11 protein-coding genes are annotated in these 14,383 nt (G+C 31.8%); 10 read left to right on the plus strand and 1 reads right to left on the minus strand.

The window, feature by feature from the left end:
* The first annotated feature begins 13 nt into the window (after window positions 1-13).
* The 10 genes from ERX46_RS11000 (at window position 14) to wecB (ending at window position 12,094) form a co-directional block, all read left to right on the plus strand.
* Complete coding sequence (locus tag ERX46_RS11000; RefSeq protein WP_130093920.1) at window positions 14-1,288, plus strand: oligosaccharide flippase family protein; 1,275 nt, start codon at window positions 14-16, stop codon at window positions 1,286-1,288.
* Window positions 1,281-2,693, plus strand: a complete 1,413-nt coding sequence (locus ERX46_RS11005; protein ID WP_130093921.1) for a nucleoside/nucleotide kinase family protein — start codon at window positions 1,281-1,283, stop codon at window positions 2,691-2,693. Before ERX46_RS11000 ends, ERX46_RS11005 begins: the two co-directional genes overlap by 8 nt.
* The gene (locus tag ERX46_RS11010; RefSeq protein WP_130093922.1) at window positions 2,675-3,346 is read left to right on the plus strand and encodes a hypothetical protein; all 672 of its coding nucleotides are present in this window, start codon (window positions 2,675-2,677) and stop codon (window positions 3,344-3,346) included. Before ERX46_RS11005 ends, ERX46_RS11010 begins: the two co-directional genes overlap by 19 nt.
* Entirely contained in the window at window positions 3,343-4,518 is a 1,176-nt protein-coding gene (locus ERX46_RS11015; RefSeq protein WP_130093923.1) for a glycosyltransferase family 4 protein, read from the plus strand. Before ERX46_RS11010 ends, ERX46_RS11015 begins: the two co-directional genes overlap by 4 nt.
* 1 nt (window position 4,519) lies before the next feature.
* Window positions 4,520-5,770, plus strand: a complete 1,251-nt coding sequence (locus ERX46_RS11020) for an O-antigen ligase family protein (protein ID WP_130093924.1) — start codon at window positions 4,520-4,522, stop codon at window positions 5,768-5,770.
* Window positions 5,771-5,773: 3 nt separating this feature from the next.
* Window positions 5,774-6,820 carry a glycosyltransferase gene (locus ERX46_RS11025; protein WP_130093925.1) on the plus strand — a complete coding sequence of 349 codons (1,047 nt, stop codon included), beginning with the start codon at window positions 5,774-5,776 and terminating at the stop codon, window positions 6,818-6,820.
* Window positions 6,808-8,946 carry a bi-domain-containing oxidoreductase gene (locus ERX46_RS11030; RefSeq protein WP_130093926.1) on the plus strand — a complete coding sequence of 713 codons (2,139 nt, stop codon included), beginning with the start codon at window positions 6,808-6,810 and terminating at the stop codon, window positions 8,944-8,946. The genes ERX46_RS11025 and ERX46_RS11030 overlap by 13 nt, the downstream gene beginning before the upstream one ends.
* Complete coding sequence (locus tag ERX46_RS11035) at window positions 8,921-10,135, plus strand: glycoside hydrolase family protein (protein ID WP_207214160.1); 1,215 nt, start codon at window positions 8,921-8,923, stop codon at window positions 10,133-10,135. Before ERX46_RS11030 ends, ERX46_RS11035 begins: the two co-directional genes overlap by 26 nt.
* 94 nt (window positions 10,136-10,229) lie before the next feature.
* Complete coding sequence (locus tag ERX46_RS11040; protein WP_130093927.1) at window positions 10,230-10,928, plus strand: WecB/TagA/CpsF family glycosyltransferase; 699 nt, start codon at window positions 10,230-10,232, stop codon at window positions 10,926-10,928.
* A gap of 71 nt (window positions 10,929-10,999) precedes the next feature.
* Entirely contained in the window at window positions 11,000-12,094 is a 1,095-nt protein-coding gene (gene wecB, locus ERX46_RS11045) for a non-hydrolyzing UDP-N-acetylglucosamine 2-epimerase (protein ID WP_130093928.1), read from the plus strand.
* A gap of 995 nt (window positions 12,095-13,089) precedes the next feature.
* Here wecB and ERX46_RS11050 read toward each other — a convergent pair.
* A complete protein-coding gene (locus ERX46_RS11050; RefSeq protein ID WP_242494568.1) occupies window positions 13,090-14,334 on the minus strand; it encodes an exo-beta-N-acetylmuramidase NamZ family protein in 1,245 nt (414 codons plus the stop codon).
* Window positions 14,335-14,383 lie beyond the last annotated feature (49 nt).

A 14,383-nucleotide genomic window follows, 5' to 3' on the forward strand; every position in this document is an offset into this window, starting at 1 on the left:
ATATAAAAATTTAATGTTAAAAAGTATATTCAAAACAGGACTTAGTAAAGTTCTAAGTCTTTTGATAGCTCTAATAATAGGAATAGTTATTAGTAGAGTATATGGTACAGAAGGTAAAGGATTAATTACTCTTTTAATTTTAATTCCAACAATGATATCCCTATATGCGGGCTTTAGTCTTGGGGAAGGATTTTTATATTTTATAGGTAATTCTAAAGTATCAAAAAATAATTTTGACAAACTTTTAATAAAAATAACAGTATTATTTTCGATATTACTAATAATCACATTTTTCGCAAGCTATTATCTATTAGTAAATTATGAATATTACATATTTCCTCAAATATTATTGATGATTTCACTTTTCTTAGGAAATATTCTAAAATTTTCATTAAAAGCAGTTCTTAATTTTAAAAGATTTAATTTAATTCAGATACTTGATCCAATTATAATTCTAATTGGTTTAATTATAATTTTAATATTAAAAACAGATTTAAAACTTCTACTATGGGGGTATCTATTAAGTAATATTATACAAAATATAATATTATACTATTCTGTTAAAAACAAGTTAATTACTAGTACCACTGATACAAAAGTAAATCAAATTTTTAAATATAGTTATAAGGTTCATTTCTTTGGTATAATGAACTTTACAGAAGCAAAATTTGATGTTCTGTTAATAGGTTATATTATAAATATTAGTGCAGTAGGGATCTATTCTGTAGCAATATCAATTACATTAATATTTCAAACTGTTATTCAAACTTCAATATCTACAGTATTATATCCTATGCTTGTTAAAAGTCTACCTGATAAACGAATTAAGATAACAAAAGAGTATTTTAAAATATCATCAACACTTTCTATCTTTTTTTTAATTACAATTATATTGTTTGGAAAGTATATAATCACAATATTATATGGAGATGCATTCGCTGAAGCTTACATCCCAATGTTAATTTTAATAATCGGTGCAATAGCAAAATCTCCAACTGCATGTATTAATTCATACTTTAAAGCTATTGGAAAACCTAGTGAGCTTTACAAAACCTCAATAGTATCTTTATCAACAAATATTATTCTTTGTATAATCACTATACCTACAATGGGCATCATCGGAGCGGCAATATCATCAAGCGTATCCTATTTTTTGTATGGTATAATAATGTTAAACAAATTTAAAAGAGACACAAAAACAACTTACATAGAAATGATTGTGTTAAACAAAAAAGACATAAGAAATTTAGTATTATTAGTTAAAAAAATAAATCCAAGAAATGGATAAATTATTTGAACATTTAAAAGATGAAGAGGTTTCCTATTTTATCTGGAAAGACACAGAAAAAGTAGAACAGTTTTTTAAAGGAAATGCTGAATTAGATCTTTTAGTAAATTTTAATCAAAAACAAAACTTTGAAAAAATAATTTTCACAAATGGTTTCATCCCTCTAATTGTAGTTGATTCTATAAGAATAGAGAAAATCAATCATTATATTAAATATGAAAATGGGAAGTACTTTCATTTACATGTATATTATGATCTAATAACTGGGAATCATTATACCAAAGAATATACTTTTAGATTAGATGAATCTATTTTTGAAGACTTTATTTTAGATAGGAATGTAAAGGTTGTTGATATAGAGGGAGAGATTGCATTTCTTTCGATTCGTCTATTCATAAAAAATACTATGCTCTTAAAAGAAATTAAAGAAAGTGAAGTGAAAAGATTGAAATTACTCTCTGCGAATTATAGCATAAAGAAGGTATCTCAATTCATTCACAAAGTGGCACCAATTCTAGAGAACTCAGCAGAGAATTTAATAAATATAGCATTAGAAGGGAAGAAATCAGCTGTTAATCGAAAAAAAGTTAATAAACAATTAAACAATTATAAAGAGATAAGAGGACTTAAATTAGTTTATCATTATTTTAAGATCCGTTTTAATCTATTTAGACTGCGTATTAATAAAAGTTCAAATAAAACACTTACCGGAATAGGAACATCATTTTCTATTATTGGTTCAGACGGATCTGGTAAAACAACTATTACAAGTAAATTACTTAAACAATATTCTGCAAAAACATCTTGTAGAAAGTTTTACTTAGGTGGTAATTCTAAAACCTATTCAATTATAACTAGGTTATACTATTTCAATTATTACTTTGTTAGAGTTCTATCACCTTTAAAAGAAAAATATTCTATAGCATGGCTACTTTATTATAATTCAGTTACTTTACTCGAATTAGGTAAAGCAAAAGATAGACGTAAAAAAGTTATAAAAGGAAATAAGCTAAAAAGCAGAGGATGGATAGTTATATTTGAACGATATCCAGTTATTGGTTTATTTGATTTTCCTAATAATTTAAACGAGCTGTATTTGCATAAGTTTTATTCACCTTTTAAAGTAATTGATAAACGTATTAAAAAAATCAATAGAATAATAAATAGACTAGAAAAACCTGATATTTCTTTTCTTGTAATCACAGATATTGAGAATATGAAGAAAAGAAGAAAATTAGCTCCTAATGAGGTAATTGATATTACCAGAAAAATAAAAACGCAAAAAGAATTCCTAGTTAAAAATAAATCCGAATTATTTTTAATCGAAAATGACGATAAAATAGAGAGGACAATATCTAAAATAAATAATGAAGTAAATAAAAAATTATGCATATTCAATTCGTAGGTCTTCCTGCTTCAGGTAAAACAACAATAGTGGATGAGCTTATTAACAAATACCCTGATAGCTTTATAAGAGGGAGAAAGCGTTATAAGTCAATTTCCAAACTATTATTGTCAAACCCTGTTCTATTCATTAAATCTATATGGAGTGCTAGATCAGTATTATGGATCAGTATTTGTTCAGTGCAACGATCTAAAGTTTCAAACAAAAATAAAGTTTTAGCTATTTTAGGACTTATACTTAATTTGTCCAACTATAAGAGTTCTTTATTATCTTCTAAAAAACATAATTTCATAATATTATGGGATGAGTTAATTTTACAACGAACTCTAAGTATCTTTGCATATTCAGAAAAATTAGCTAATGATAAAAGTATTAAAAAGTTTGTCAAATGGTCTTCTAGTCATTGTCAAACTACTCCAATACTTGTTAGTTTAAATTTAGAAATACAATTGAAAAGACTTCTTGAAAGAGGTGTCCCAAAAAGAATGATTAAAATGGATACTTCAACAATTATGAAAGTTAGCCTTGTGCAACATGAAACTTTAAAAAAAATTATTGAAGAGTTAGAAAACTATATCGTTATAGATACTTCATTTAATATTAATGAAAATATAAATAAGATCATTCAATTCACTAAACAAGTTGAAAAATGAGTTTAAAAAAGATTTCAATATTTTGTCCTATAACATTACCTTACAAGTCAGGGGCTGGTCAAAATGCTTATAATTTGGCTAAAGCTTTAAAAGATCATAATCACGAAGTACGAATAATTAGCTTTAATCTTGGGTCGGATGCTAAAAAAGAAATAATCGGTGGAATCGAAATCTATCGAATACCAATAAATACTAAAAATAAAATCACAAAAGCCTTTTCTTACTTCTCAATATTCCCTGCTTTTATAAAACATTTAAAGATCTCAGATTTATCAATTATTTTTGGTCCTCTACAGGGGTATACTATTCTAATTTTAATAGGAAAGATATTGAATAATGAAGTGGTCTTTAGATCAACTATGTTTGGAAAAGATGATATTACAACCTTAAATAATAAATTTGGCCCAGGACTTTATAAATTTAGGAAGCATATTTTAAGTAAAATGGGAGGATACATATCTCAGTCTCCAGCAATGACTGAATCCATTGTAAATGAATACGGAAGTAAAATACCAATTCTAGAAAGTGCTCAAGGTGTTAATACTGAAGTTTTTTTTCCTCTTTCAGAGGAAAAAAAACAATTGCTAAAAGAAGAATTAGGTCTTCCTAAAAATAAGATTAATATTATTAGTGTAGGTTATGTAATTGAAAGAAAAGGATACAGAGAAGTGTTTGAAGCGTTAAATAGTATAAAAAATGAAGTTGACTTTCAATTTTTAATTATTGGAAATTTTAATCCAGATAAGGATCATTATATGTATTATCTCAAAAATGAAATGAAGGAAATCTATAATTATGGGAATTCATTATTAAATGATAGGATTAAATTCTTAGGAGAATCAAATGAAGTTGACAAATATCTTAAAGCATCAGATATATTTGTCTTAAACTCTGTTATGGAGGGTATGCCAAATGTTTTACTAGAAGCCATGGCGTGTGGTTTACCGTCAGTTGTAAAATCGATGAAAGGGGTAGATGATTATATTACAAAAAAAAATATTAATTCGCTAATTGTAAATGATACTAATGCTTTAGCACTTGGATTGAAAAAATTAATAAAAGATGAAAAGATGCAAATCGAATTAGGAGAAAATGCTGCGCATTTTATTCAATCAAAGTTTTCAATATCTAAAATTTCTTTGGATATAATTAAAAAGTTTAAAAAGAGCTAGTTTGATTATTTTAAAGTTAATAAATCATATACTCTTTTTTAGTACATTTTTTTGTATTCTTTACTTTGAAACATATGAAATTGCTGGAGTTAAGTTTGCCATAATTTGGAAAGCACCTGTTCTTCTATTTATGGCACTTAGAACGTTAAAAGGATATCGGATAATTCATAATACAAACTATTTAAAGTATGGTTATCTTCTTACTTTCAAAATGCTCTTTTCTATAAGTGGCTTATCATCAATAATTATTACTGTAAACTCAATGATTAGGTTTGTTGTATTTCCATTAATAATTCATTATTTCCATTTATTTATAAGTAATAAAAAAGCCATTTATTATCTTAAAACTTTCTCAACATATATCATATTATCAACTATTCCATTTATTTTAAAACTCATAAAACCTTTAAAATCAGGATATGATTTATCCAAGTATGGCATTGATGGAGATGGGTTTATTGGTGTTTTTCAAAAACCTCATTCTGCTTCAATAATTCTTTCCATTGCTTTAATAATTATTTTTTTCTTTCTTAAACAAGAAACAAAAAAATCAGTAAAGATTTTTTTTATAATCCTAATTTGTATTGGAACTATTGCACTTATCCAAACATACGTTAGAACAGGATGGGCAATGTTTTTAGTTGGCTTAGGAATATTGTTTTTACAAAAGAAAAGTTTAATCTACTACATCAAATTAACACCAATCATAGTCATCATCGGATTTAGTGCATTTGTATTCTATCAAAATAATGAAGGGATTCAAATGCGATTTCAGGAAAAAAATATATATCAAGAGGAATCTACAAGTATCAGTGTTGAAAATATAGGTTCTGGTCGATTTATGATAGCTTTCTATGCACTTGAAAACTGGTGGGATGAAGGAGTAATATCTATTTTTTTTGGTTTAGGTGAAGAGTTAGCAAGAGAGAAGATGTTAAGTAATAAGGGTAGTGCTATTTTCGCTCACAATGGATTCATTGAAATATTACAAACAGAAGGTCTTATTGGGTTTATAATATTTATGCTATTCTATATTGGAATATATAAAGCAATTAAGAAAGGAAAAAAGCATTATTATTATAAATTAAGTCTTGTAATCTTTATGATGCTAATGGCCGCTACATTCCTTCAAGGTGGAGATAACTATGTCGTTTATTGTCTTTTAGCATTATCTTTATCACTATTAAGTAATTCCAATAGAAAATTAGGCCGAAAACAAACTGCATATAGTTATCAATCACTTAAGCACTAAACATTGAATAAAAGCAAAGTCTTACAAATCGGCCCTCACTCCTACGTTGGCGGTGTTAGTATTCATATTAAACGCTTAACATCAATCCTAAATCAAGATTTCGAATTTGAATACATTGATGAATCTCCTTCAGGATTAACTCCAGCAGACCAACTAAATATAAGACGACTAAAAGATCAAAGATCAATTTTAAAAGCTCTTAAAAAACATGATTTAATTCATATTCATAGCGGCAATTGGTTACTCAGATTATATTTTATTATTTTTTCCGCTCTATTTAGAAAGCCATTTATTGTTACTTTACATTCTTATAGAATAAAAGGTTTTAAAGCATCATTGACAGAACGTTTATTATCAAAAACAAAATTAATAATCGTAGTAAGTAAAGAAATAAAAGGAAAACTACCACAAAGTCTTAAAGTAAAGGCTGAAATCAAAGAAGCATTTATTCCTCCGATTATAGAAAATGAAGACATTTTACCTTTAAGCATACTAAAGCTAATACAAGATATAAAATTAGAAAATAAAATATTAGTTTCTGCTAACGCTTTTAGATTAACAAACTTTAATGACAGTGAGTTATATGGACTTGACCAGTGTATTGGAGTAGCTCAACTAGCAAAGAAAAACCAATTAAACATCCATATTATCTTTATAATTGGAACACTTCGTGATGAGGATAAAGAATACTACTTTAGTTTTAAAGATTTAATTAAAGAAAATAATTTAGAAAATTTCATATCAATCGTTCCTGAGAAGGTTTCATTTGTTAAGCTAATTGAGGAGAGTGATTTAGTGCTTCGCCCAACTTTATCGGATGGAGACGCATTGACAATCAGAGAAGCTTTATTTTTAAATAAGAATGTTCTTGCTTCGGATGTGGTTCAAAGGCCTCAAGGAACATATTTATATAAAACTGGAGACATTGAAGATTTATATTTAAAAATAGAAGAGGTAACCTCGAAAGAAGCATCAAAAAACCCTGTGTTAAAAACACTTAGTGATTATAAACAAGAATACACAAAAATTTACAACCAATGCAACAACTAACACAAAAACTAGGCTCTGGAGACATGGTCATTCAAGAACTTCCTTATCCACAAGTTGGCAAAGGAATGGTCGTAGTCAAAAACCATTTTTCAATTATCAGTGCAGGAACAGAAGGTTCCACAGTAACTGCAGCAAGAAAGAGTTTAATTGGAAAAGCAAAAGAGCGTCCACAACAAGTAAAGCAAGTAATTGACACTTTAAAAAAACAAGGACCAGTTCAAACTTACCGTGCAGTAATGAAAAAACTGGATGCCTACTCTCCTTTAGGATATAGTTGTGCAGGAGAAGTTTTAGAAGTTGGAGAAGGCGTAACAGAATTTAAAGTAGGTGATAAAGTTGCATGTGCTGGAGCAGGATATGCAAATCACGCAGAAATCGTTGCGGTTCCAGTTAACTTATGCGTTAGACTAAATACTGATGCCAATTTAAAAGACGCTGCTTACAATACTTTAGGCGCTATTTCAATGCAAGGTATTCGCCAAGCGGATATGCGCTTAGGTGAAACTGCAGTTGTAATAGGTTTAGGATTATTAGGCCAATTGGCTTGTATGATTTTAAAAGCTTCAGGAATTCAGGTGATCGGAATTGATGTCTCAGATGCACCCGTTCAACAAGCAATCAAAAACAAAGTAGTTGATGCTGCTTATACAAGAGATTCAGCTGGAATTGAAGAAAAGATAAATGCAGTAACAAGTGGTCAAGGAGCCGATGCAGTAATTATTGCCGCTGCAACATCTAGTTTAGACCCTATTAACTTTGCAGGTGCAATTGCGCGTAAGAAAGGTAAAGTTATTGTATTAGGAGCTGTTCCAACTGGTTTTGAGCGTGACCCGCATTGGTACCGAAAAGAATTAGAGCTAAAAATGGCCTGTTCTTATGGTCCGGGTCGTTACGATTTAAACTACGAAGAAAAAGGAATAGATTATCCTTATGCTTTTGTTCGTTGGACAGAAAAACGAAACATGGAAGCGTTTCAACGTTTAATAGAGACAAAGGCTATAAATTTAGATTATCTAACAACTCATGAGTTCAATTTTGATGATGCTCCTAAAGCGTTTGACTTAGTTGTTAAACGAACAGAACCTTTCTCTGGGATTGCATTAAAATATGATGTTGAGAAAGAAGTTACAAAGCAAGCTATAAAAGTAAACGATTTAAAAGCCAATAGTAAAGTGGCTGTATCATTTATTGGAGCGGGAAGTTATGCTCAAGGGAATTTATTACCGAACATACCGGAAAGTAATGACGTAAGTAGAATTGGTGTATTGACAAATACAGGAACATCGTCTAAACGCGTTGCAGAGAAGTTTAAATTTGGTTTTTGCGCAACTCAAGAAGAAGATGTTTTAGATGATAAAACAAACACTTTATTCATAGCAACCAGACACGATTCACATGCTGAGTATGTTTTAAAAGGATTGAAATCGGGTAAAAATATTTTTGTTGAAAAACCTATTTGTTTGACCGAAGGTGAACTTGATGAAATTATTACCCTTCAACAAAAAGTACAAAAGCCAGTTATGATTGGTTTTAATCGTCGTTTTTCACCATTCATTTCCACTATTAAAAAGAAATTTGGAGAAGGACCAATGACGATGATTTACAGAGTTAATGCAGGAAACATTCCTAAAGACAACTGGATTCAAGACATGGAAATCGGTGGAGGTAGAATTATTGGTGAAGCATGTCACTTTATAGATTTATTAACTTTCATCAATGGAAGTTTACCAAAAACAGTAACCGCAATGGCACTGCCAGATCCAAATGGATTAAACGATACAGTAAATATTTCTATACAATTCGAAAATGGATCTACAGGAATTGTAGCTTACTATGCAAATGGTTCAAAAGAATTACCAAAAGAATACCTAGAAGTTTTTGCTTCAGGAAACACAGCTATACTTTCAGATTTTAAAGAATTGAAAATATACGGAAAAGGAAAACCTTTCAAAAATAAATCATTCAACCAGAATAAAGGTCAGAAAGAAATGGTTGAAGCGTTTATTAACGGACTTCTAAAAGATGGCCAATCCCCTATTCCAATGAAAGATATTTTTGCAGTGACGCGTGCAACTTTCAAAGTTTTAGAATCAATAAAAAATGGAAGTCAACCTTATGCAGTCTAATCTAAACGATTCTTTCAACTCACTCAAATCCTACTGCGAAAAAGAAAACTTCGCAGGTTGGGATCCTTATGACGGCTTAAATTCCAAAATTTTCAGAGCAACACCTTTGAAAAAATGGGATTTAGCTCGTTTAGCTTGGATTCAAGGATTTAAACGCAGTCCAATCAACTTTAGAAAGTTATTGATGGTTCCTAAACAACATAATGCCAAGGGAATCGGATTATTTCTTAATGGATATTGTAATCTGTATATCTTAGCTGAAAAAGGAGATACAAGTTTTGGTACAAAAGAAGAGATATTGATGCATATTCATGAATTAGCTGAGCTACTTTTGGAGATGCAAAACAAAGACTATTCTGGAGCATGCTGGGGATATAATTTCGATTGGCAAGCACGTCGTTTGTTTTTATTTCCAGCTCATACTCCTACTGTTGTTGCCACTTCGTTTTGTGTTACAGCTTTGTTGAGTGCATATGAAATAACAAAGAACAAGACGTATTTAGAAACTGCCCTATCTGCGGGAAATTTCATATTGAATGACCTGAACAGAACAGAATACAAATCTGGTTTCTTGTTCTCCTACTCTCCCTTAAACGGTAATAACACAGTGTTTAACGCAAGCTTGTTAGGTGGGAAAGTTTTAAGCCAATTGTACAGTTACAACAAAAACGAATTATATAGAGAAACAGCAGAAATAGCTGTGAGAACATGTGTAGAAGCTCAAAGTGAAGATGGTTCATGGATTTATGGAATGTTACCCGTTCAAACTTGGATCGACTCTTTCCATACAGGATATAATTTAGATGCCATTCAGACTTATCAAGATAAAACTGGAGACTTGCAATTCAATGAGAGTATAGAAAAAGGATTTAAATACTACATTGAAAACTTCTTTTTGGCAGACGGTACACCGAAATATTATCATGACAAAACCTATCCCATAGACATACATTGTCCGGGGCAGTTATTTGTCAATTTATGGATTAACAGAAAGTTTGAGGAGAATAAAGTATTAGCGGATTCAGTTTTCAATTGGGTAAGCAATAATATGCAAGACAAAAAAGGCTATTTCTATTATCAAGTAAAGGAAGGCATGAGTTCTAAAATACCGTATATGCGTTGGAGTAATGCTTTTATGTTTAATGCTATGAGTTATTTGTTGCTGGAAGAAAAACAAGTAACTAATTAACTCTAGAAGCCTCCTCCCCCTTGTCCCCCTCCAAAGGGGGAAGTGAAAAGATAACTTCACTTTTTAAATCTACTAAGCATACAGCAATAATAAAATGATCTATAAAGAACTCAACGGAGTAAAAACATACGCTCCACAGTCACGTGAGCAATTAATTTCCTATGCTTTTAAAAACAAGTCTATTCTTGTTGCTATCAATGCTGAAAAGATTCTTCATGCAACTGACGAATCAAGAAACATCATCAATCGTAACTTAGGTTATCCAGATGGTGTTGGTGCTGTTTGGGCATTGGAAAGTAAAGGATGTGAAAGCGTAGTAAAGATTCCTGGTTGTGAATTATGGTTAGATATTGTTCAACAATACCAAGACACCGAATCTTTTTATTTGGTTGGAGGTAAAGAAGAAATAATTCAAAAAACTGTTTCTCAATTAAAGACAGATTATCCTAAAATCACTATAGCTAATTTCAGAAATGGTTACATAAAGACTGAAGCAGAAAAACAAGAATTAATTAAAGATATCCTTGAAAAGAAACCTTCTATTATTTTTATAGCATTAGGTTCTCCCAAACAAGAAATGTTAATGGAAGAGATTCAACAAAAACATCCAGCACTATACCAAGGTTTAGGTGGAAGTTTTGATGTGTACACTGGGAGCGTTGATCGTGCTCCAAATTGGTGGGTCAACAACAATTTAGAATGGGCCTATCGTTTAGTTAAGCAACCAAGTAGAATAAAAAGACAAATTCACTTAGTGAGGTTTTTCGCACTATTGAAAATGGGGAAACTATAAATCTAAACTATCATAATAGAAATATTAGGTTTAAATAGCCTTATAGCTTAAAAATCAAAAAAATAAACAACATGTTAAACATCACAATAATAGCAGGTGCACGACCAAACTTCGTAAAAGTTGCGCCAATTATAAAAGCCATTAATTCGTCTAAATCTAATGGGAATTCAATCGATTTTAGATTGGTCCACACAGGACAACACTATGACAAAAAAATGTCAGGTAGTTTCTTTGATCAATTGGGAATACCAGAGCCAAATGCAAATTTAGCTGTTGGAAGTGGAACACAGGCGGAGCAAACCGGCAATATCATGGTTCGTTTTGAGGAAGAATTGTTAGCAAATCCTTGCGATATTGTTTTAGTTGTTGGAGATGTAACTTCAACAATGGCGTGCAGTATTACCGCTAAGAAATTAAATATCCAAGTTATACACGTAGAAGCGGGAATTCGTTCATGGGATTTAAGTATGCCTGAGGAAATCAATAGAATGATTACAGATTCTATCACAGATCATTTCTTCACTACCTCAGAGTTGGCCAATGAAAATTTGAGAAAAACAGGAGTAAAGGAAGAACGTATTCACTTTGTTGGAAACACAATGATAGACACCTTACTTTCTCAGCGTCCCCACTTCCTAAAACCGCCAGTTTGGGATGAATTAGGACTCCAAGAAAACGAATATTTGGTGATGACACTTCACCGACCAGCTAATGTTGATGAAGAAGAAAAGCTTAAAGATTTAATGGATGAAATCGTTAAGCATTCAAATGAATTGCCTTTAATATTCCCAGTACATCCAAGAACAGCTAAAATCTTAAACAATTTAGGTGTATCGCATCCACGTTTGCACATGGTAGAACCATTAAGCTATTTAGAATTTAACTATTTGGTAGAGAAAGCAAAAGCAGTTGTAACAGATTCAGGAGGAATAACAGAAGAAGCATCAATCATGAATGTTCCATGTATGACCTTAAGAGACAATACAGAACGTCCAGAAACAATGGAATTAGGAACCAACGAATTAATTGGAACTAATCCAGATGCAATTGCACCAGCAATGGAAAAATTGTTTAGTGGTAACTGGAAGGAAGTACAAGAAATTCCAATGTGGGATGGAAAGACTTCTGGAAGAATTGTAGAAAAATTACTAGAAATTTATGGATAAATAGTAGGGAGTATACCGATAAAAATCGGCACAGGTTGAGGAGGGAGTATCGAGGCGATAAACCAAGTTTGTTTTAAACATTTAAAATGTACTTATAGTTCATTTATTCGATTCAAAACAAACTAAATTAATCAGTAAAAGATTTTGGGTATTTAGTATTGAGGCGAATATCCAAGCCATTACTTTCCATTCAAACATTTAGAATTTAAAAGAACGCAAATTTGCGTTCTTTTTTGGTTTACAATATGCTCAAAACCCCAGCGGGGTGGTGTATGTCACCATAGTATGCAATGCTATGTTTTCATATCCTTCGGCTTAGGGATAGCAGCGGCATCCTTTTTATTACCGCGAGTTTTTTAACTCGTTGTAATAAAAAGATACAGCGGAAAGCCCGACCTGATTTTATTGGAGTTTACGGAGAGAAAATTAGGAAAGCCCCGAATAAATCAGAGTGAGAAACAGAATGAGAATGAAGAAAAAGATCATCCTATATCCCTTAAGCTCTCCCTTTAACATAATCGAAGACCTACTCTTTAAATAAAAACCCCAGCGGGGTGGTGTATGTCACCATAGTATGCAATGCTATGTTTTCATATCCTTCGGCTTAGGGATAGCAGCGGCATCCTTTTTATTACCGCGAGTTTTTTAACTCGTGGTAATAAAAAGATATAGCGGAAAGCCCGACCTTATTTTCTTGGAGTTTACGGAGAGAAAATTAGGGAAGCCCCAAATAAATCAGAGTGAGAAACAGTACCGATAATTATCGGTAGAGAATGAAGAAAAAGATCATCCTATATCCCTTAAGCTCTCCCTTTAACATAATCGAAGACCTACTCTTTAAATGAAACTCCATCAGCTGACGGGTGATGAATTTCGCCATAGTATGGAATGCTATGATTTCATAAAAAAATCTCTTCTCCGCGAACCTCCGCCCCTCCGCGAATCACATTCGGCAAGCTCAGTGCAGCGCTCTACGTAATTTTTCATTTTTCATTTTATTCCCCATAAATCAAATACCCTTCTCTCACCCCCTTAAACTCCTCCAACCCAACTTTCCAACTCTCTCTAATCTCCGCTTCACTCTTCCCACCAATAATATCCTTGCGCAACTCATCAGTCCCCGCCAAAATATCAAACCAACGATTTTTCGTTATAAAGAACCCTTCCGATCCCATTGCTTTATAAGCCATAATCAACCATTGAATTTCCAATTGATTAATCTTTCTATTTCCTGTATCGTTTTTATCTGGAGTTCCATGATCATGTAAATCCATTCCATAACAAACTTGATTTTTTAACTTCGGGTCTTTCGCTCCGTAACTCGGAACAGGCGTAAAACTATAAGTAAAGCCTTCTTTTCCTTTCAAATCAGGGTGACCAAAGACTTCAAACGGGGTTTCTGTTCCTCTTCCTACACTTAAAATCGTTCCTTCGAATAAACACAAGCCAGGATAGAGTTGAATTGCAGCGTCACTTCTTAAATTTGGCGAGGGCGAAACAGGCAATGAATACGGCATATTTCTATCGTAATTCAAGCACGAAACAACTGTCAATTTAGCTTGAATTTCGTTTTTTAGCCATTTTTCACCATTGATCATTTTTGCAATTTCACCGACTGTCATTCCGTGAACTATTGGAATTGGATGCATTCCCACAAAAGATTCATATCCTTTTTTACGAATCGGGCCATCTACATAATGTCCATTTGGATTGGGTCTATCTAACACCACAACTTCTATGTTATTCTCCGCGGCTGCTTCAATGATGTAATGCAAAGTTGAAATGTACGTATAGAAACGCGCTCCGACATCTTGCAAGTCAAAAACCAAAACTTCGATTCCTTCTAATTGTGCCGCGCTTGGTTTTTTATTACTTCCATAAATAGAAACGATTGTCAAGCCTGTTTTTGGATCTTTATCTGTCGCTACATGTTCACCAGCATCCGCATCTCCACGAAAACCATGTTCTGGTGAATAGACCTTAACTACATTAATTCCACTTGAAATTAGTCTGTCAACCAAGTGGGTTTCTCCCACTCTACTCGTTTGATTTCCTACAATTCCAACCTTTTTATTTGCTAAAAGCGTTTTTATAAGATCGATTTGTTCAGCGCCAACGACAAGTTTCTCTGACTGCTGATCTATGGCCTTTTTTAAGGTATCTTCTGATTTCTCAACTTGATTTGGCGTAATGATTTCTTGTGCTGGCAAATTGCTTTGACAAGAAACGATGAAAAACACAAAAAAACTTTTTAGGAACAGACGCAATGAGTACATTAGCAAGCATTTT

Origin of the sequence: Brumimicrobium glaciale, assembly GCF_004152935.1 — a bacterium.
Classification (GTDB): domain Bacteria; phylum Bacteroidota; class Bacteroidia; order Flavobacteriales_D; family Crocinitomicaceae; genus Brumimicrobium; species Brumimicrobium glaciale.

Bases quoted from the DNA above. Each gene is read 5' to 3' on its own strand.
- ERX46_RS11015 (WP_130093923.1), top strand. From the start codon at position 3,343: ATGAGTTTAAAAAAGATTTCAATATTTTGTCCTATAACATTACCTTAC.
- ERX46_RS11035 (WP_207214160.1), top strand. From the start codon at position 8,921: ATGGAAGTCAACCTTATGCAGTCTAATCTAAACGATTCTTTCAACTCA.
- ERX46_RS11030 (WP_130093926.1), top strand. From the start codon at position 6,808: ATGCAACAACTAACACAAAAACTAGGCTCTGGAGACATGGTCATTCAA.
- ERX46_RS11010 (WP_130093922.1), top strand. From the start codon at position 2,675: ATGCATATTCAATTCGTAGGTCTTCCTGCTTCAGGTAAAACAACAATA.
- wecB (WP_130093928.1), top strand. From the start codon at position 11,000: ATGTTAAACATCACAATAATAGCAGGTGCACGACCAAACTTCGTAAAA.
- ERX46_RS11005 (WP_130093921.1), top strand. From the start codon at position 1,281: ATGGATAAATTATTTGAACATTTAAAAGATGAAGAGGTTTCCTATTTT.
- ERX46_RS11040 (WP_130093927.1), top strand. From the start codon at position 10,230: ATGATCTATAAAGAACTCAACGGAGTAAAAACATACGCTCCACAGTCA.
- ERX46_RS11000 (WP_130093920.1), top strand. From the start codon at position 14: ATGTTAAAAAGTATATTCAAAACAGGACTTAGTAAAGTTCTAAGTCTT.